13 protein-coding genes are annotated in these 21,394 nt (G+C 44.4%); 11 read left to right on the forward strand and 2 right to left on the reverse strand.

The annotated features are described in order from the left end of the window. The first annotated feature begins 825 nt into the window (after nucleotides 1-825). On the forward strand, nucleotides 826-2,583 hold the full coding sequence (locus ACE1OE_RS05665; RefSeq protein WP_372060399.1) for a sodium:solute symporter family transporter: 1,758 nt from the start codon (nucleotides 826-828) through the stop codon (nucleotides 2,581-2,583). A 246-nt stretch (nucleotides 2,584-2,829) separates the two neighbouring features. On the opposite strand, the gene ACE1OE_RS05670 is transcribed toward ACE1OE_RS05665, so the two are convergent. Together ACE1OE_RS05670 and ACE1OE_RS05675 are read right to left on the reverse strand one after the other, a co-directional pair. Then, nucleotides 2,830-7,269, reverse strand: coding sequence for a beta strand repeat-containing protein (locus ACE1OE_RS05670; protein WP_449210408.1), 4,440 nt, complete (start codon nucleotides 7,267-7,269; stop codon nucleotides 2,830-2,832). Between the two features lie 258 nt (nucleotides 7,270-7,527). Further along, complete coding sequence (locus tag ACE1OE_RS05675; protein WP_449210409.1) at nucleotides 7,528-8,511, reverse strand: hypothetical protein; 984 nt, start codon at nucleotides 8,509-8,511, stop codon at nucleotides 7,528-7,530. A gap of 148 nt (nucleotides 8,512-8,659) precedes the next feature. Between ACE1OE_RS05675 and ACE1OE_RS05680 the strand changes: the two genes are divergently transcribed. The 10 genes from ACE1OE_RS05680 (at nucleotide 8,660) to ACE1OE_RS05725 (ending at nucleotide 21,315) form a co-directional block, all read left to right on the forward strand. After that, nucleotides 8,660-9,883 (forward strand): SpoIIE family protein phosphatase, encoded by a 1,224-nt coding sequence (locus ACE1OE_RS05680; RefSeq protein ID WP_372060396.1) that lies wholly within the window; start codon nucleotides 8,660-8,662, stop codon nucleotides 9,881-9,883. A gap of 12 nt (nucleotides 9,884-9,895) precedes the next feature. Further along, on the forward strand, nucleotides 9,896-10,228 hold the full coding sequence (locus ACE1OE_RS05685) for an STAS domain-containing protein (RefSeq protein ID WP_372060395.1): 333 nt from the start codon (nucleotides 9,896-9,898) through the stop codon (nucleotides 10,226-10,228). A gap of 33 nt (nucleotides 10,229-10,261) precedes the next feature. Next, complete coding sequence (locus ACE1OE_RS05690; protein WP_449210410.1) at nucleotides 10,262-11,386, forward strand: sugar phosphate nucleotidyltransferase; 1,125 nt, start codon at nucleotides 10,262-10,264, stop codon at nucleotides 11,384-11,386. 145 nt (nucleotides 11,387-11,531) lie between these two features. Next, nucleotides 11,532-11,978, forward strand: coding sequence for an ATP-binding protein (locus ACE1OE_RS05695; protein WP_449210411.1), 447 nt, complete (start codon nucleotides 11,532-11,534; stop codon nucleotides 11,976-11,978). A gap of 25 nt (nucleotides 11,979-12,003) precedes the next feature. Further along, on the forward strand, nucleotides 12,004-14,181 hold the full coding sequence (locus ACE1OE_RS05700) for a glycoside hydrolase family 2 protein (RefSeq protein WP_449210412.1): 2,178 nt from the start codon (nucleotides 12,004-12,006) through the stop codon (nucleotides 14,179-14,181). A gap of 83 nt (nucleotides 14,182-14,264) precedes the next feature. After that, nucleotides 14,265-16,127 (forward strand): glycosyltransferase family 2 protein, encoded by a 1,863-nt coding sequence (locus ACE1OE_RS05705; protein WP_449210413.1) that lies wholly within the window; start codon nucleotides 14,265-14,267, stop codon nucleotides 16,125-16,127. Continuing rightward, entirely contained in the window at nucleotides 16,117-17,436 is a 1,320-nt protein-coding gene (locus ACE1OE_RS05710) for a DUF3131 domain-containing protein (protein ID WP_372060390.1), read from the forward strand. The genes ACE1OE_RS05705 and ACE1OE_RS05710 overlap by 11 nt, the downstream gene beginning before the upstream one ends. A gap of 30 nt (nucleotides 17,437-17,466) precedes the next feature. Next, a complete protein-coding gene (locus tag ACE1OE_RS05715) occupies nucleotides 17,467-18,876 on the forward strand; it encodes a DUF3131 domain-containing protein (protein ID WP_449210414.1) in 1,410 nt (469 codons plus the stop codon). A gap of 11 nt (nucleotides 18,877-18,887) precedes the next feature. Next, entirely contained in the window at nucleotides 18,888-20,279 is a 1,392-nt protein-coding gene (locus ACE1OE_RS05720; RefSeq protein ID WP_372060388.1) for a DUF3131 domain-containing protein, read from the forward strand. Next, entirely contained in the window at nucleotides 20,266-21,315 is a 1,050-nt protein-coding gene (locus tag ACE1OE_RS05725; protein ID WP_449210415.1) for a hypothetical protein, read from the forward strand. The genes ACE1OE_RS05720 and ACE1OE_RS05725 overlap by 14 nt, the downstream gene beginning before the upstream one ends. Nucleotides 21,316-21,394 lie beyond the last annotated feature (79 nt).

Below are 21,394 nucleotides of genomic sequence, written 5' to 3' on the forward strand. Positions count from 1 at the left end.
GAGACATATAGCGTGATCTGAGCCAATATCCATCATTTGAATGTGGTGGTGAGAAACGGTGATGTAAGCGAGATTCATACATTTAGTGATGACCATTTGATCAAAATCAGACTCATTTTACTATGGTGTTAGCGCTTATTTTTTCTTAAATGATATATTTTCAATTCAATGTTAGCAACAACCGTTTTTCAGCCTATCAATGAGCTATTATGGAGACATCGACCAAATTCCATGAGGTTAATTTACTGATCCAATACTCTTTATTTAACATTTTAAAATAACATTCATTAATTTATTTGACTGTTGATTATTTTAAGGTTGAATTCGCAAGTTTTGTCCCTTTCTTCCACTCGTCATAAACGCTATTTTTTGCTGTTTTATTACTCTAGTTAATAACCCCCGATACTAATTAATTCCCACTATTTTTAAATATGTTGTTAGCGAGTAATTAGTGCCGGCTTATTCGGCTGAACGATATTGATAACTCTGTTTTTAATTGATTTTTCTCGGCTCAATGCAAATATTTACAGCCCAAAGTTAATGTTTGTTATTTCTTAATTTATACCGCTATTATCATCCAGTATTGACGCGATAGTTATCCAATAATCATATTTTGATTTGTATTACAAATATGTATTTTTATTCACGTTATTTATGTTTATTTATACTATAAGCTATTGTTTTTTAAGGTTTAATTTCATTATATTTAATTATATAAAACAGGCGATCTACGTCTCACTAATGTAGTTTTGTACTACAAATAAGAGGGGCAAATACGTAACCTTGGTGACGTAAATTAACCCCAAAACTATAAAGGTTGAAATAATGACTATTGATACACTCGTGGTTCTCGCCTACTTCTTTTTCTTAATAGCAATCGGTTGGATGTTCCGTAAATTTTCAACGTCTACAAGTGATTACTTCCGAGGTGGGGGTAAAATGCTTTGGTGGATGGTTGGTGCAACGGCATTCATGACCCAATTTTCTGCATGGACGTTCACGGGTGCCGCGGGACGTGCATTTAGTGATGGTTTTGTTGTTGTCATCTTATTTTTGGCCAATGCATTTGGTTACCTATGTAACTATCTCTACTTTGCACCAAAGTTCAGACAGCTCCGCGTTGTAACTGCGATTGATGCCATTCGAATGCGTTTTGGTAAAGTATCGGAGCAGTTCTTTACGTGGGCTGGTTTGCCAGACAGCATGATTTCGTCAGGGATTTGGTTGAATGGCCTAGCTATTTTTGTGGCTGCTGTGTTCGATATTCCAATGGAGGCGACGATTGTTGTCACCGGCATTGTTTTGATGTTAATGGCGGTAACAGGTGGTTCTTGGGCTGTTGTTGCGTCTGATTTTATGCAGATGCTGGTCATTATGGCGGTAACCATTACTTGTGCTATTGCAGCGTATTATCACGGTGGTGGGATAAGTAACATCGTATCTAACTTTGAAGGCGACTTCTTTATTGGCAACAACCTAAATTACATGAGCATCTTTGTACTTTGGGTGGTTTTCATCTTTATCAAGCAATTCGGTGTCATGAACAACAGCATTAACGCGTATCGTTACTTATGTGCAAAAGACAGTCAAAATGCTCGCAAAGCTGCGGGACTTGCTTGTGCGCTTATGATTATTGGCCCAGTTATTTGGTTCCTCCCGCCATGGTATGTTGCTTCATTTATGCCTGAGCTTATCGAAGGTTATGATGTTGGCGCTGATGCAGCCTATCTAGCGTTTGTTGAAAAGTTGATGCCAGCTGGAATGGTCGGCTTATTAATGTCAGCAATGTTTGCTGCCACCATGTCATCAATGGATTCAGGCCTTAACCGTAACGCCGGTATTTTTGTTATCAATTTCTACAACCCAGTGCTTCGTCCAAAAGCGACAGAAAAAGAACTGATGCTTGTGAGTAAACTGACGACGGTTTTGATGAGCTTCATCATTATCGGTATTGGTTTGTTTATTAACTCACTTCGTGACCTCAGCTTATTTGATGTCGTTCTTAATGTTGGAGCATTGATTGGTTTCCCAATGCTGATTCCAGTATTGCTCGGTATGTTAATGCGTAATACACCAGATTGGTCTGCGTGGGCTACGTTACTCGTTGGTGGTGCTGTTTCATTTATTTTTGGTGTTTCATTGGAAGCACATCATATTGAAAGTTTATTCGGCTTAGAGCAGACGTTGACGTTGCGTGAATGGGCTGACTTGAAAGTAACGCTGAGTCTAGCCGCACACGTTATCTTTACTGGAGGTTTTTTCGTAGCAATCGCACTAGCATACAAAGACCGTACATGCAGAACGCCTGCACGTGAAGCTGAAGTGACAGAGCTGTTTAAAAACTGGAATACGCCTGTTTATGCTGACTCTGAAGATCAACAAAACTTAGACACGAAGCAGCGTAGTATGCTCGGAAACCTCATTTGCGTGGCCGGTTTTGGTATCTTAGCGATGGCATTGATTCCAAATGAAACGTCAGGCCGTATGCTATTCCTTTTATGTGGTTCCATTGTTCTTGTCGTTGGTGTGGCATTGGTTGCCGCTGCGAACAAGGGCAGCAATAAGTTGGCAGCGCAACAATAGGTTGGGTACGTGAAACCAAAAGGATGATGTGATGATAAATTGGTCGCATGTTATTCTGTGTCGAAGTTTATGACGCACACTTAAAATGAAAAACCCCAGCTAAACGCTGGGGTTTTTGTCTAATGTCTATTCCTTACGGGTTGGTAATATGCATGTGATTTTTCAAAAAAAGGCCCTCTTTTGAAGAGGGCAAACAGTCAAATGTTGCTAAGGAAATGGACAATATTGGTTGCTGGTGCTCATTGGCTAAGCGATATCGGATGGGAAATTGATATCATCTTGTTCCAAGTCGCTCCAAATAGTGACTTCTTTTCCATCCGTACTTTCAAGTTTGTAACCATACAAGCTTGAGGTATCAAGGTTTTGTGCTTCGTAGGCATCTTTGAGTCCTTGGTCCATATCAACCGTTGTACTCTTAAGTTCCCACCCCCAGCCTGACAAGTCGATAGATTTGGCTCCGGTACACACAAACTGGCCATTTGCTTCTCCAGCGGTATCATTAACAGCAATTTTGTCGAGTGCGATGGCTATGTCGGTGTCAGTTGAACTGACCTTCACGCCTTCAATCTCTTGGAATGCGGTTTTGGACATGTCGATGGTTTGATTGTCGTTCCCATTGCCTACGACTAAGACGTCAAATCCCTCGCCACCACTAAAGTAGACAGAGTTAGCGTCACCAGACGTGATTTCTTCGTTATCGAAAACTAAGGTGTCATCGCCCGAACCAGCAAATAATTGGTCAAGGCCACTGCCGCCGTCTAGGGAGTCGTTCCCCTCTTGACCGAAGACAAGGTCATCACCTGAACCGCCACGTAATGTATCATTGCCCACGCCACCATCAACAAAGTCATTGTTAGAACCACCGTCCAACGTATCGTCGCCTTCTTTACCAGATAGGTTATCAGAGCCTGAACCACCATAGAGCTTGTCGTTACCTAACTCACCAAAGAGCTGATCGTCGCCGGATTGCCCGTAAAGCGTATCGTTGCCATCTTGACCGAATAGGGTGTCGTTACCGGAACCACCTTCAAGTCGGTCATTACCTTCACCACCATGAAGTAAATCCGTGCCACTATCACCTTTAAGTCTATCGTTTCCGAGTCCACCAGCGAGGGTATCGTCGCCATCACCGCCAAACAGTTGGTCAGCGCCGTCGCCACCGTCTAGCGAGTCGTTGTCGCCATACCCATAAAGTTTATCGTCACCCTCATTACCCTCTAGAGTGTCATGCCCGCTGCCTGCGTTCAGGGTATCGTTACCTTGGCCACCATAAAGTTTGTCATCGCCATCGCCGGCGCTTAACGTGTCGTTGCCTTCATCACCCCATAGCTGGTCGTTTCCAGCGCCAGATGAGAGAGCATCATTACCTTCATTACCTGATAGCTGATTATTACCCGCCGACGCAATAATGGTGTCGTTACCTAATCCGCCTCGAACCGTATCGTGTCCTGAGCCTGAGGTCAGGGTGTCATCACCGTCACCACCGTCAAGGATGTCATCGCCGCTTCCTGAGGTAATCTCGTCATCGCCTTCGCCTCCTGATAACGTGTTGCTGCCTCCTTGCGCCAGGATTTGGTCATCACCTATGCCTCCGAATACGGTATCATTGCCGACGCCAGTTTCAATATAATCACTGCCTTCGCCACCGATGATAGTTTCATTGCCAGTACCGCCCAAAATGATGTCATCGCCCATACCGCCATCAAGTGTGTTATTACCTGATTCGCCGTAAAGTTGATCGACACCTTCTCCGCCAGACAGGTTGTCTGCACCTGAACCCGCATACAAGAAGTCGTCTCCAGTACCGCCTGTTAGTGTGTCGTTGCCTGCGCCGCCAAGTAAAATGTCCGCGTCTTCGTTACCCGATAGCACGTCATTGCCATCTCCGCCATCCAATGTATCCGTACCCAAGCCACCCGACAGTACATCGGCACCGCCCGCACCGGATAAGGCGTCATTACCTTCACCACCGCTGGCCGTGTCGTTTCCGGCTCCACCAAAGAGCGTGTCGTTACCTTGCTCTAGAGCAATGGTGTTATTGCCGGCTTCGCCGTAGACAGTGTCGTCGCCCAAACCGGCTTGAATGTTATCCTCGCCATCGCCAGCAAAGAGCGTATCGTTACCCGCGCCGCCAGTAATCGTGTCGTCATCTTCACCACCGTACAGGGTATCGCTTTCGTCACTGCCGATTAATGTATCGTTGCCGCTGCCGCCAAATATGTTGTGCGAGCCGGTGGATGCTGCTGTGAGAGTGTCGTTACCTGCTTCGCCAAGCAGGGTATCTTGGCCATCATCGGTCATGGTGTCATCACCGGCACCACCCGCTAAGAAGTCATAACCCGCACCACCGACCAATTCATCATTACCTGCACCACCAAAAAGGGCATCATTACCGTCTTCACCGAACAGTTTGTCATCCCCGTCACCACCATCTAAATGGTCGTCGCCGCTACCTGCATTGATAGTATCTGCGCCTTTATCGGCGAAGATGGCGTCATTTCCTGCACCTGTTGTGACCGTATCGCTGCCAATGCCACCAAACACAGAATCACTACCGGCGCCGGTATCTATCGTATTTGTGCCGGCTTCACCAAAGACGGTATCATCGCCTTCTCCTGTGACGACAGTATCGATTCCTGAACCCGCAAATACCGTGTCATTACCTTTGCCTGAGATTAAGGTGTCATTATCTGCACCACCTGCCAATACATCCGCTTCGTCAGAGCCCATCAGGGTATCGTGGCCAGAGCCACCAAAAAGCTCGCTTCCATTTTGACCAGCCGTAATGGTGTCGTTGCCGCCTTCACCAAACAGTTTGTTTGCGCCAGCCTCTCCCGATATCGTGTCGTCGCCACTGCCAGCAAAGATGGTATCGTTGCCTAATCCTGCTGTGATGACATCGTTTCCAGCGCCTGCAAACACTTCATCATTACCATCACCCGCTGCAATTTGGTCTGAGCCTGAACCTGCATACAGTCGATCATCGCCTGAACCACCATCGATAATATTGTCGCCATCACCGGCATATAACGTGTCATTTCCTGAGCCCGATGTGATGGTGTCGCTACCGCCATCGGCGTAAACCGTATTTTGGCCGTCACCAGTGTCAATCTGGTTATCACCGCCACCGGCGTAAATCGTGTCATCACCACTACCGGCATTAATAATATCGTCACCGGCCTCGGTATAAATGGTGTCATGACCGGCTGCTGTATCGATAACATTGTGACCACTTTGTCCAAAGACGAGGTCGTCGCCTGCACCCGTATTGATTTGGTCATCGCCTTCGCCAGCATAGACTTGGTCATTACCAAGCCCGGTTGAAATAATGTCTGCGCCTTCGTTTGCGTGCACTATGTCGTCACCGTCACCACCGTCGAGCGTGTCAATGCCTGCACCACCATACAATTCATCATTACCTTCTCCACCAATGAGGTGGTCGGCTCCGTCATCCCCGATAAGGACATCATTACCAACACCACCCATAAGTAGATCATCACCGTACTCGCCGACTAGCACATCATCGCCTGCATCGCCCTGAAGGTTGTCATTTCCGTCACCGCCAAGGAGTAGATCGTTATCATCGCCGCCAGAGATCGTATCATCGCCTGATCCACCCATAGCAAAGTCAGCGCCGCTTCCCGCTAAAATGGTATCGTTGCCTTCCTCACCATGCAGTTCGTCAGCCCCGTCGCCACCTTCTAGGTGATCGGTGCCTTTGCCACCGAAGACTTTATCATCGCCAGCGTCGCCATATAACGTGTCATCACCGTCGTCGCCAATGACTACGTCAGCGCCTTTGCCGCCATAGATGGTATCGTTACCCATTTCGCCAAGTAACAAGTCATCACCGTCATCACCGTGCAGCATGTCATCACCATCGCTGCCCATGAGCGTATCGTTGCCAGTGCCACCGAAAAGTGTGTCGTCGCCATTTCCTCCGATAAGAACGTCATCACCTTCGTCGCCATACAGGGTATCGTCGTTGATATCACCATCAAGAAAGTCATTACCAGTTCCACCGTAGATGGTGTCTTCACCTTGTTGTCCTTTAAGAATATCGTCGCCTGCACCGCCATGAATTTGGTCATCAAAGATGTTATGAACGTCGATATCTACGGTATTGAGGTCGTTGATTGGTTGACCTTGGTTATCTTCTAACGAAAAGAAAAGAGGGCTGTTACCTTCTACTTGAGCTTCAGTAAACTCAAAGTCGACGCTAATATCACCGTTCTCATCGACGTTTGCTTCTTGAGAATGGATGATGGTCCCGTTTTCGTCCTTGATGAGCACGGTGACTGTATCAGGGGCGTTGGATACATTGAAGTTGGCGGTTAGATTACCGGTTTGGTCGATGACGTAGTTGCCAAGGCGAACGCCGTGGGATTCGGCTTCTGAGCTCGTGCCTTGCCCTTGGCTAGAATAGGAATAGACAGACTGACTATTACCCCAACTATCGTCACTGCTCGTTGAGTCAGTTGATGTGCTGGAATCGGAAGCGCTGTATTCAACATCGCCCAAAACGGTATCGGCACCGTCACCCGAGCGAATAAGGTCGGCCCCTTCGCCACCAGCAACAAAGTCGTCGCCTTGCTGAGTATGCACTTCATCGTTACCTGATTGAGCGTTAACGTTGTCTGCGTTCTCTGTACCTGAAATCAAGTCGTCGTGTTTGGTTCCGTCCATGGAGTGCCTCTCTTTTTAGATGTCGGATGTTCAATAAGAATGAATTAGGAGATCTAATAACGAAATCAACTAAATCTGCTTTTGATTTTTAATAAAGCATGTAGCATGCCAAATCGAGTGAAAATACGTAACCGATTGAATTGCCGTTATTTATGTTGAAATTACTCGGTATGCAGCTGTGGTTATTAGAAAGGGATCTCATTTTGACTTGCGAAAAGAGAGGAGAGAAACGCAATAAGTGGGGAGGTAGACTGATTCTCAAAAAGCGAATGAATAAGCGAGCATGATAGAGCCATCTAGGAATCGCCCTGTATTTTCACCAGCATCACTAGAATTCCAACGGTTACCTGAGTAGTTATTATATTGCAGCGTAATGGTACCTGGACGCCAATCAAAGTATCCAAAGCCGTAAGTGTAATCAGGGTTCCATGGTTGTTGCTGTGAACGGTCAAAATAATAAAAGGCAGTGGCGTTGATATACCAATTTCCTGTGATAGCGTATTTACACCCTAACGACAGGGTTTGATGGTTCGCTTTATAGTCCGACGAGGCTAAATCGAAATAACTGGGGGTGTAATTGTAGTCGGTCTGACAACCAATACTTCCATCATCGCTGACCCTTGTCCACTCTAGCAGTTTACCAGTAATTGGAAATTTCCACCCTAGTGACCAGGTTCCTTCGTTGAAGTTGGTACGAGACCCTCCTGGTTCGGGGCTAAAGCGATTACCGCCATAGTTGGAGTAGAGCAGGCTAAATGTATAAGGACGCCAATCACTGTATCCGAAGACATAAGTGAAATCTGGATTCCAAGTCTGTTGTTGCTCTTTATCAAAATAGTAATACAAGGTACCAGATACGAACCAATTACCGAGCAGCACATATTTAAGCGAGAGATTCGCGGTATAGTTTACATTGGAAGGACCGTTGGTTGCGCCAGAGGGCAAATTTGCCTCTTCAGTTTGAATCAGTGGAAGGTTTAAAGAGAAATTGCCGCTAAGACCTGAAAGGCCTTCTCTATTTTCAAGTTCTCCAAATGGCAGTTCAAAAGAGCTTTCAACACCACGCCAAATTAAATCGAGCTCGGTCTCTTCATCGTCATTATTAATAGAATTGTCACCTTTGGTGATGTTAGGTGATATTGGGGCTGGTGCGTGTTGGCGCGAATTAGATAAATAGTCGTCTGCCTGTACTAAGAGCGGAGTAAGAGCGATAACAACATAAATACTCGCTTTAATATTCATATTAACTCGCCATAGTTTAGAGGTAGAACATAAGGTTAATTCAAGCACAATCTCACGCTAACGTGAAGAAAACAAAAAATATTTTGGTAATTTTAATTTCTGTTCCTATCCTCATTAGTATGGTTAGGGCGTCGTGGAATACTGATGAATGGAAAATGTTGAAATCAGTGGTAATCAAATAAAAAGAGCCATTCTGTTGGTTGAAGACAATAAGACAACACAGATATTAATGAGCTCTTTGTTAAAAAAACGCGGTTACGACGTTACAGTAGCAAATCACGGCTATGAAGCACTAGAAGCCCTTAACAAAAGTGAACATATTCAATTTGTACTGAGTGATTGGGTGATGCCTAAAATGGACGGCGTCCAGTTGTGTAAAGAACTCAAGTCCACTAATTATAATCGCTATATATTTTTTGTGTTGCTGTCTTCACAAGATGATCAGGACTCAATTATCAATGGCATCGATGCGGGTGCGGATGATTTTGTAGCAAAAAACACCGCAATCGACGAACTGGATGCTCGAATTCGAGCTGGATTCAGAAACTTAGGGCTACACAACGAACTGCTTCAAAAAAATCATCAACTGGATACCGCTTATGCCACGATACGGCAAGATTTGGACTCCGCGGGTGATTTTATTCGCCAGCTTCTTCCAACTCGAACGACATTTGAGCATGTATCGATGGCATATACCTCGATACCCAGTGCGCAGGTTGGGGGCGACATTCTGGGGTACTTCCAACTAGATGATGATCACGTCGGCTTCTATCTACTCGATGTATCTGGTCATGGGGTTGCGTCGGCTTTATTGTCTTTCTCAGTTCACCAAACGCTTTCAGTAGTCAATGGTCCCAGCTCCGTTGTTTTTAAAGATACCAGTAAGGGGCGGGTAATTCGGCCAGCAGACGAAGTGGTAGCCAAGCTCAATGATATTTATAGCCAAGATTCTTCGAGCCACCTCTATTTTACCATGGTGTATGCCGTACTGAATCAAGCTACGGGTGAGCTTAACTATTGTGCTGCGGGGCACCCACCCATTGTATGGCTTCAAGACGAAGCAGGAACTCCACAATTTCTAGGTGATGATAATTTCGTGGTTGGGATGTTTGATTTTGCTGACTACAAACAAGAAACGATTTCTTTGGGGCCAAAAGATGAAGTTTGGCTTTATACCGACGGTATTACGGAAGCCCGTGTTGGCGAAGAGTTTTATACCGAGGAGAGGTTAAAAGACCTTATCGCTCTTCAGGAAAGGGAGCGCTTTGAAGATAAGCCTGCTCGTATTGTGTCTTCAGTACGGGATTGGCAACAAAATGAAATGTTTGACGATGATGTCAGCATTCTAGTGTGTAAATGGACACCACAATAGGTAGGGAATCTTATGAAGTACGATATTTCTGACAACGACTTGTTTACCGTTATTCAAGTGCAAGAAAGCCGTTTTGATGCAAAGTTAGCGACGTCGTTTCGTTCGACTCTTGAAGAGATACAGGCCGACATCAAACCAAACCTTTTACTCGATATTTCTGAAGTAACGTTCATGGATAGTAGTGGGCTAGGTGCAATTATGGCGGTATATAAAATGCTTAGAGATAAACAAATTGCCGTTGTCGGTGCGAAAAAGCCGGTTAGGGAGTTGTTTAAACTCACGAGAATGGATCGGTTAATAAAAACGTATGACACCGTCGAAGATGCGGTTGCGACGTCAGCTTAAGATTACATGATTGCCTATGGCTAGGAAGCGAATATGAAAGGAATGATTCTTGCGGCAGGGAAGGGGACGCGTGTTCGTCCTATTACCCAACAAATTCCCAAACCGATGATCCCGATATTAGGGAAGCCGGTAATGGAGTCGATGATTGAATTGTTTGCTCAACATAACATTAGCAAAATTGTCATCAATACCAGCCATTTAGCTGAAGTGATTGAGGGCTATTTTGGTGATGGACATCATTTTGATGTTCAGTTGTCCTATTCATGTGAGGGCGCACTGGAAGATGGCGTCTTTCAAAGTAAAGCATTAGGCTCGGCGGGTGGCATGAAGCGCATTCAAGAGTTTTCTGGTTTTTTTGATGAGACGTTTGTTGTCGTTTGTGGCGATGCTTGGATTGATTTAGACCTTAAAGAGGCCGTAAAGAAGCATCGTAAAAATGGCGGGATAGCGACCATCATTACAAAGCGAGTCCATGCCGATGACGTCGAAAAATATGGGGTAGTGGTGACTGGCCCCAAAGGGCTCGTGCAGAGCTTTCAAGAAAAACCAGCCAAAGAAGACGCCTTATCCGACCAAGTAAACACGGGTATCTATATCTTTGAACCTGCTATTTTCGATTATATCCCCAAAGAGACAGAGTTTGATATTGGTAGTGAATTGTTTCCTAAACTGGTCGAGCAGCACGTGCCGTTTCATGCCGTAGAAATGAATTTCCAATGGCTTGATGTCGGTAACATTAAGGATATCTGGGGAGTAACGGAGGATGTGTTAAGTGGCAAAGTACCCGGTTATCGCATTCCTGGTACACAGGTTAAAGCGGGCATCTGGTTAGGTATTAACACTAATATTGACCTTTCAAAATGTAATATTGTTCCTCCAGTTGTCATCGGGAGCGGTTGCCTTATAGAAGAAGGTGCAACGATCATCGGACCTGCGTTGATTGGTGCAAACTGTCACGTTAAGCGTGATTCTACGGTTAAGCATTCTTTGATTTTTGATTACACCCAAATACACCAAGGTGTTGACATAAAAGAGCAAACTATTTTTGGTGATTTTAGTATTGGCCACGATGGACAAACAACAAACTTGGCAATGTGGACAAATTTGCGACCTTATCCAGCAATGAATCGTTTGACTGATGCTATCAACACGATGTGATTTATGTGTACAAATAAAGCATCAATCTAAGTGTGTTTTAGATTTGAGCAAGTGAACGATACGTATGACTCGCAAACTCGCTATGCCGTTAACATTGGTAAGTGAATAACGCACAAGCGCACATTTCGACAAAGATAGGATGATCATGATGACCAGTGAAGGACATACATTTTCAAATTCATACAAAAGCGCCATCGACATATCAAGGATTGCTGCCAACGACCTTAAAAAGTACTGGTTGTCTCGCAACCTTAGTGATGACGTGGCTGGAGAGCTTGAACTCTGTGTGGTTGAACTGATCAATAATGCGTATGAACATGCTTACGAGGGGCAAGATGGTGAACTTATACAGGTAGCGAGTCGCTACAACGAAAATAAAGTAATTGTTGATATTGTCCATTTTGGTGATGGTATGTCTCAAGCCGAATTTCAGTCGGCTTTGGAAGCTGATTTTATCGAGCCCGATCCAGAAGACCCTGAGACATGGACGACGTCTGGTAGAGGATTCATCATATTAGCGGCGTTACTTGATCATGTTGAACTGACACAAGAAGGCGATAAAAACACCTTTACACTTGTCAAAACGGTTTAGTAGCTAATTGATTAGGGAGTGGAAAGTGCGGCGTATTGGATGGGTGGTTATTTATATCTTATTGCAAGGGTGCACGAGTCAGCGCTTGGACAGCAACGTTTCTACGCTGTCATTGGATGGGCAATGGCAGTTTACTTCAATTACCGCCTCACCTAGATCGAATCAGCCATCATTTGAAACCTATAATCAATCGCTGCACGTTCCTGCTAATTGGTATTCTGAAGGGGTCGATTTTGCCGGTCAGGCATTGTATGAGACGTCTTTTGAGTTAGAAAAAAAATACATTCAGAGTCGTTACTGGTTGTCATTTCAAGCCGTTGACTATGCCGCAGACGTATCATTGAATAATATACCGATAGGATCTCATGTCGGTTATTTTGCTCCATTCTCGTTTGACGTGACTTCTTTTATCAAAGAAAAAACAAATGAGCTTAGTGTCATGGTTAAGAGCGAAAACGATGACAAGGTTCAGGATTGGTCTTTAAACAAGAAAGAACTAAAAGGCGTCCTAAATCATCATGATACAAGACCTGGAGGAGCATGGTCGGAGCGGGGCCAAGATGCGAACTCAGGGGGGATCTGGGGCTCGGTAGACATAAAGCGTACCGGACCCGTTGCTATTCGAGAGGTTAAATTTACGCCCATTCTCCAGGATAATGGAGAATCGTCAGGGCAACTGAATATACTCCTGAATAGTTCGTTGTCGGGTGAAAGTTTTGTCGAAATATCACTTGTGCCTCCTCAGGAGGTTGATATGAGAACCCGTCGCGAGAGTTATGTCGTCCGTACGAGGCTTAATGAAGGCGACAATTTAATGCAGTGGACGGTTCCTAGTACCAAAAGAGCGCTCTGGTGGCCTTATGACTGGGGAAAGCCAAATCTTTATGATTTAAAAGTGACCGTGTACTTGGCGGATCAACCCGTGTCTGATTACGTACAACAACGCATTGGGTTTAGGAAAGTTGAGTATTCTGAATCGAAAAAACATTTCTATATTAACGATCTGCCTTACTTTATTCGAGGGACCAATTATATAGCGAGCCAATGGCTAGGTGAAGTGTCACGGCAAGACTATGCGGATGACCTTGATCTGATGCGGGAAGCGAACGTGAATAGTATTCGAGTCCATGGGCACGTTGCAGGCAAAGCGTTTTACGATCTTGCTGATGAACTTGGCTTTGTTGTTTGGCAAGATTTTCCGTTGCAATGGGGATATGAAGAATCGTTGGCAACGTCGGCAGAAGCGTCACGGCAAGCAAAGGACATGACGTCAATGCTGTTCAATCATCCATCAATAGCGTTTTGGAGTGGTCATAACGAACCGCCGTGGGATGCGACTTGGATGAAATACAAGTACCCATCTTATGAACGTTCGCATAATAAACAACTAACAGACAGCGTCTACTCGGCACTTGTCGAATCTCAAGATGGAAGGGTGGTAAGGAAGGCGTCTTACACCTATGAACATCCATGGTATGGCTGGTACTCCGGTCATTATACCGATTATAAAAAGCTAACAGGCCCTCCAATCATTAGCGAGTTTGGTGCGCAAGCATTCCCAAGATTTGAGTTATTGGCTAGCATTTTGTCTGATACGGATTCTTGGCCTTTAAATACCCAACAACTCGACCAACTTGATTATCATAATTTCCAACGTCATGAAACGCTCGAGCTAGCCAAAATAGAAATGGGACAAAACTTAAATGACTTTATTGTTAATAGTCAGGACTATCAGAGGACAGTAAATAAATATGCGGCAGAAAACCTAAGGTTGAAAAAAAATAAAGGTATTGCCGCCATTTATCAATTTATGTTTGTCGACAGTTGGCCCTCAGTTACTTGGTCTGTATTGGATGTAGAGCGACAAAAAAAGCCAGGTTTTTTAGCGTTGAAGCAATCTTTTCAACCTATTTTACCGATCGCCAGTGTAAACAAAGAGTCTTCGTCTAAACTTATAAAAATCAGCGTTATCAACGACTCAAGGGCCTCGATCTCCAATACTCTTGTTGTGATTAATTGCGTGATTCCGAATAAAGAACCGTCCAAATGTTGGCAAAAGGAACATATAGACATTAAAACAAATGATATTACAACAATCGCCAATATTGAACGTGGGAAAATAACTGATGAATTTGTAATTAATATCATTGGTTCGCAAGGGGAACTTATTTCAAGTAACCACTATCAACCAGGGGATTACTAATTGGCTAGAACGAACAGGCTTAGCGTTTAACTAGTCATTTACGAAACTAAGCATGGCAATGCTGAACAAGGGAAGTTAAGTAAATGGATATGTATTTTAAAAAGTTCGAACATCGAACACCACCAGAACCTGTGCCGCATAGTATGCCGAGGGAGCTACTCTATCAGTATCTTGCCACGTGTAATCTGACGTTAGGATTATGGTATTTGTGGTGGCGTTGGACTTATGCATTGAATATGGATGCGTTATGGTTTTCCTTACCATTGGCATTTGCTGAATCCTGTGCGTTCATTGGGTCTATTTTGTTTACTATTAACATGTGGAAGACAAAAGATGAACCAAAGCAATCACCGCCATCAAACATCAACCAATGTGTTCAGAACTGCGACGAAGATAGACCTGTATCGGTAGATGTTTTCTTTCCTAGTTATGATGAAGAGCCCGACCTAGTTAGGCTAAGTATCGAAGATGCACAAAAGATTACTTATCCTTGCGAGATAGAGATGAAAATCTTTATTCTTGATGACGGTAAGCGCGATTCAATGAAAGCATTGGCTGAAGAAATGGGCGTTGGCTACATAACTCGAGAGGGAAATGTAGGCTTTAAGGCAGGTAACCTTAGAAACGCGATGGAACAAACCTATGGTGATTTCGTCGTGATTTGTGATGCTGATACGCGTCCTTTTTCTACTATTTTAGAGCACACCTTAGGTTACTTTAAAGATCCTGATGTCGCATGGGTACAAACGCCTCAGTGGTTTTTTGACTTGCCAGAGGGGGTCCGCTTACCTAAATGGCTATCTAATAAATTTGGACCTTGGGCTGGAAAGCTAGGCCGTGGCGTTGAAAAGGTGTATGGGCCAGTGACGTTTGGTGAGGATCCGTTTGTTAATGACCCACAAATGTTCTATGACGTGATTCAGCGTCGAAGAAATTGGGTCAATGCGGCATTTTGTTGTGGAGCGGGTTCAATACACCGACGTGAAGCCGTAATGGAAGCCGCATTGCGCGCTTATGCCGAGCAAATTACGCAAGAGCAACAAGACGTAGAAAAACAAATTCGAAAACTGACCAAAGAAAAAAATGTCGATCAATCGGTATCAGACAACCTTAGAAACGAAATTTTATTTGATACGGAGTTTACCCCTTATAAATTCCATGTATCTGAAGACCTGTATACATCTATCGTACTTCACTCAGATTCGCAGCGAAATTGGCGTTCGATTATGCACCCTAATGTCGAGAGTAAGATGCTCTCGCCGCAAGATTTGCAGACATGGACGGTACAGCGCTTTAAGTATGCTGGCGGTTCGATCGATATTTTCATGAACGACAACCCAATATTTAGAAAAGGTTTGAATCTTAAACAAAAGCTCATGTATGGCGGAAGTTTTTGGTCAAATTTATCGGCGGTCTGGAATGTGATCTTTTTGGCATGCCCGATTATCTACTTTCTTACATCAATCGCGCCGGTGAGCGCTTACGACGTGACCTTTTATTTGCATTTCTTACCTTATGTGTTGACGGCTGAGCTTGCCATGATGATAGGCACTTGGGGTGTCGCGGGGTACAAAGGAAAAACGAATTTCTTGTCTTTTTTTCCCGTCAATATGCGAGCGCTTTGGACGGTTCTTAGAGGCCGCAAGATTAGTTTTCCAACCACACCAAAAGAGCGACAGACGGGTAACTTTGCGAAGTTAGTTGCCCCGCAAATAGCGGTGTTTGCTTTGAGTTTATTCAGCTTAGCTTTCGCTTGGTATGGACATTACTTTGGTGGTTGGGGGAGTTATTCAGAAGGGGGCTTAGTACTCAATACGTTTTGGATAATCAATAATATGATGGCGATGTGGGGCATGATTGCCGCTGCATTCTGGGAGCCACCAAAAGAAAACACAGCGAGTAAAAAAGCGGTTTCAGGGACTGAGGATCTTAAGTATGAAGTTTAGTAAAGCAATGTTAGCAGCAAGGCACCATTTTGTGTTCATCCTAGGCCTTGCGACCGCACTTGTTATCGCATTTTCGATTGAAACGCGGGACTACGGCAAGACCTTAGGTAATATCACCTTTGAAGCTCATGAAGAGATCCCGCTGAAAGCACAGCGAGTGCTGACTCAAGAAGAATTTACGTGGGCAACAACAGCATGGGTATATTTTGAAAATAACTATCAAGAGAACACCGGGCTCGTTAATTCGGTTGATGGTTATCCATCCACTACGATGTGGGACACCGCCTCTTATTTGATGGGCCTTATTGCCGCTGAAAAAATCAACATCATTACGACTGATGTATTTAAAATGAGAATGGAGAAAGCGCTCCGTTCTTTGGCTCGCCTGCCATTGGTTGAAGGGAAACTACCGAACAAAGCGTATAACACTCAGACGTTAGCAATGGTGGATTATGAGAATAATCCAAAACCTGAAGGGATCGGATGGTCTGCTATTGATATCGGCCGTATCTTAGTTCCGCTTAATATAATTATCTGGCAATACCCACAGTTTAACGCCGAAGTTACCAATATTTTGAATCACTGGAAAATGGATGAAATGTTAGTCGAAGGCTATTTGTATGGCTCGAGACCTAACGAACAAGGTAATGGGTTTGAGCTTGTACAAGAAGGCCGGATTGGTTATGAAGAATACGCTTCTAAGTCAATGTTTTTGATGGGACGCGATGTATTCAATTCAATGAAGTACATCGACTACTTGGATATGGTCGATGTATATGGCATTGAGATACCAACAGACAAACGTGACCCAGCCAAGTTCCATGCCCACAACTATGTGGTGAGCGAATCTTATATTTTAGATGGTATTGAATTCGGCTCTGACAGCGTATCCAAAATCTTTGCTCATCGCGTATTTAGCGCGCAGGAACGCCGTTACGATGATACTGGCGTAGTGACGGCAGTGAGTGAAGATAACGTCGATGAAGCCCCTTATTTTGTGTATAACACGGTGTTTTCAGATGGAAAGAAATGGAATGCTATTTCTGACGATGGCACTGATCAGTCGCACCTGAAAACCTTGTCGACGAAAGCCGCGTTTGGTTGGTATGCATTGTATGAAAATGCGTATACCGATCTCTTAATTAGCGAAGTCGCCCCTTTGTTTTCCGATGGTAAAGGTTGGTACTCAGGGCGCTATGAAATCGACGGACGCCCGAATCGAGCCATTACTGCAAATACGAACGGGATCGTTTTGGAATCTTTGGCCTACATAGAAAATGGGCCCTTGTTAAGGGTTGGCGCACAGTAAATTAGGTCTTGAAGAATTAGGGAGAATTCGATGCGTTATTTGTCAACATTATGTATAGCACTTGCCGTTGCAGGCTGTGGTAATAAATACAACCAATTTTCAGAAGATATTGTTGAACGCAAATCTCACTGGAGTGTTCCTCAGCCGCGCCATGGTGAATTGACTGAAAAAGAAATGGATATGGCTCGTATAGCTTGGAAATATTTTGAGAATAATTACCAAGAATCGACGGGTCTCGTCAATGCGGTTAACAATTATCCATCGGTAACCTGGTGGGATGCGGCGTCTTACTTAGCTGGGGCGGTGAGTGCACATCAATTAGGTATTATTGAAAAGGAAGAGTTAGATAAGCGTCTGATCGCGTTTATTGGGACGTTAAACAAACTCGATCTTTTTCGAGGCGAATTGCCCAATAAAGCGTACAACACACAAACGGCTGCAAAAGTAGATTATGCAAACCAACCTGGTGAAATAGGTTATTCCGCACTTGATCTCGGTCGGTTGTTGGTCTGGTTGTATATTGTAAAACAGCGGTATCCTGAATTCGCCCCAAGTATTGATTCGGCTATCTTGCGCTGGAACTTCTGTAATGTCGTCGATGAAAACGGCACGATGTTTGGAGCATTGCTCGAAAAAGATAAGCCCGTTCAATATCTACAAGAGGGACGCTTGGGTTATGAAGAGTACGCAGCGAAGGGTTTCCAATTATGGGGATTTGACACAAGCCAAGCGTCCGACCCGCAACCTTATGCAACGATTAATTTGTTTGGTTACGACGTGCCTTACGACACACGAGATCCAAGAAAACTCAAAGCGCATAGTTACGTTGTAACTGAAAGTTATGTCTTGGATGGTATCGAGTTAGGTTGGGATGTCACTGAAGATAGAACGCCACATGATGCGGATTATTCCCATGAATGGATGGCAGAATTTGCGTTGCAGATTTATCGAGTACAAGAAGAGCGGTACAAGCAGACGGGTATCATCACCGCAAGAACCGAGCATCAGTTAGCGGGCGCACCTTACTTTGTATACGATACGATTTATACCGATGGCTTTGCATGGAATACGATATCTGAAGTCGGAGAGTATTTACCTCAATACTCAGCGGTTGCAATTAAAGGCGCGATGGGCATGTGGGTATTATGGGATACAGAGTATACCGACCTGTTGTTTGACCACGTCTCGCATTCCTATGATAGAGACAAGGGCTTCTATGAAGGTATTTATGAAAATGGAACGGGCTTAATTAACACGTTTACTTCAAATAATAACGGGATAACGCTGGAGATTTTACTTTACAAACAACAAGGTAAGCTTCTGACGTATAAGGATAAACCAGCGCCAAGTTTGTGGGAAAAAGCATTGGAAACGCCATTTGGGTATGAAGGACAGTGCTTGCCGCGAGAAAACTTCAAAAAAAAGCAAAACAAAGAGTAGAGATGTAGCCGATGTATAAGTACGTGGTATGGCTGATGGTAGTTCCTTTACTAGTCGCATGCGGATCTATTGTCCGAGGCGTTAGCAACGGTGTTGATTCTATCAGTACCTCGCAAAGTTTTAGGCAGGGGCGTCACGGTGCATTAACTGAGCAAGAACTGGCTTGGGCAAGCACCGCATGGAAGTACGTAGAGAATAATACTCAGCTCCAGACGGGGCTCGTCAATGGTATTGATAACTACCCTTCGACTAACATGTCAGGCATTTCTGATTACCTTATTGCACTCTTGGCTGCGAAACAATTTGAGTTTATCTCAAACAAACAATATGACGAACGGTTGTCGCTTGTGCTGACGTTTTTAAATGATATGAATCTAAGCATCGGGCAGATACCGAATAAGGTCTATCATACGCAAACAGGGCAAATGACTGATTATGGCTTGCAGCCTAAAGATATTGGTTGGTCATCGTTAGATGTCGGACGTTTATTGATTACCCTCGCGATGGTGAAACAGTATTCTCCGGAGTTTTCTGAGTATGTTGATAAAGCGGTACTTCGTTGGAATTTTTGTGAGTTAATCAATGAAGATGGAGAGTTGTTTGGCGGTGCGATTTATGATGGCAATGTTACTCGCTACAAAGAAGGGCGTTTAGGGGTAGAGGAATACACATCGTATGGTTACCTAGATTGGCACGTAGTGCCTTATAAAGCCATGCGAATTGACCCTTATGATGTTGCGACAATCTACGATATTGATCTTTTGTTTGACGGGCGAGATCCTCGTAATTTTGATGTATTAAGACCCGTCTATAGCACACCTTACTTATGGATGGGGTTAGAGTTTAACTGGGATAAAATCACGGATAACTCATCTTCAGATGCGACTCACAGTGATGAAGTGATGTCGGCAATGGCTGACTCGTTATACCGAGTGCAAGAAGCGCGTTGGGATGTAGACCGAATCTATACCGCACGTGGTGACCATGTTGTAGCAGGTGAACCTTACTTTGTTTATGACGCCGTGTATGCGTTAGGAACCCCTTGGATTACAGTGGCCGAAGATGGCAGTTCACATGATCACCTTGCATTGGTATCAACGCGAGTGGCGTTTCAGATGTGGGCCTTATGGAAAACAGACTATACCGATAGATTGATGATTCTAGTGAAAGAGCTCTATGACCCTCAACGAGGTTGGTATGAAGGGCGATACGAGCGAAACAGTCAGTATGAAAAAAGTATTACGCTGAAAACCAATGCAGGGGTCTTAGAAGCACTGCTTTACAAGACCAAAGGGAAGCTTTATCAACCTAAAGGTGACCGAGAGTATCGTGACGTTCAATTTGACTCACGTTTCTATCATCCAGGAAAATGCTTAGTGGAGACGTTTGATGACTACGATTAAGGTGGGGTTAGTGATCATCGCTCTTATGTTTAGTTCGCTTTCTATAGGTGCACCGCAAGCGGTCGACCTAAGTATTTTTCGCCAGCCAACATTACTAGCAGGTAACGGTCGTTATAAACAAGCCGCAGAGCAGTATCACAGACTCAGCATACAGATTTTGGCCTCGGAAGCTAAGTTAGGCACTGAGAAGATGTGGCAATATGCGGGGCTTGCTGAGGTATTAGCTACGGTGTGTGCCAACATTGATAATGACGCTAAAGCTTATGAGTATTGGGCTAACAGTGTGCGATATTTGTTGACAGGAGGCACCGATTGGCAAGGGATGCAGCAGTCACTACATCAGCGAAATGAACAAGCGAATACTCAATTGTTGACTCAAATGCAGACCATTGATATCGCTGGGGGATATGACCAAACATGGGAACAAGATGCGGCAGTGCTGCAAGTTTGGCAAGAAAAACTTAATTTGTTTGTTTTTTCTGGTCCAAGAACAGGAATGACGGTATCTTCCTCATCGATTCAAAGCAACGCTTTGGGTCAGGCACCTGTCATTGCTATACCGGCACCTGCCGTTCCAGGACAAAAAAAGCTGAATGGTTTAGAATCTAATTTTTCGCAGTCGTCATCTTTTGTACCCTCGCAACAACCCGCGCAAACACCATCAAAACCTTCTGCTAATGGGGGGGCTAAAACACAAAGTGCAAACGTGAATCCCCCTACGTCGAGTGTGCCTCACACTAACCGGCATCTAATACAAGAAAGCGGGGCCAATACTGAATCGGAACTCAGTGGGGCGGTTATAATCGCAACGCCGATTAGTGAGTTTGATTATGAACAGGCTGAGGCGTCGCAATTAGGATCGACATCGTCGAATGTGGCAGGCCCTAATTTAGACAAAGTGGACACTAAAGCTGGGATGGCGCATGCCGAAACATCCAATATGCCAACTCAACTTCATAAAGCTAATATTGGAGCGGAGACAAAGCAGGGTGTTGAAGCTATCCAGAGACGAAGCTTTGCGCCAACGCCAGAGTAGAAAGCGGTGCAAAGGCCAAATAATATGTTAAACAAGAGTCTGTTTATTACGACTACTTATTAAAAAAATAGAGGGATAC

The organism is Vibrio sp. E150_011 (assembly GCF_053544015.1).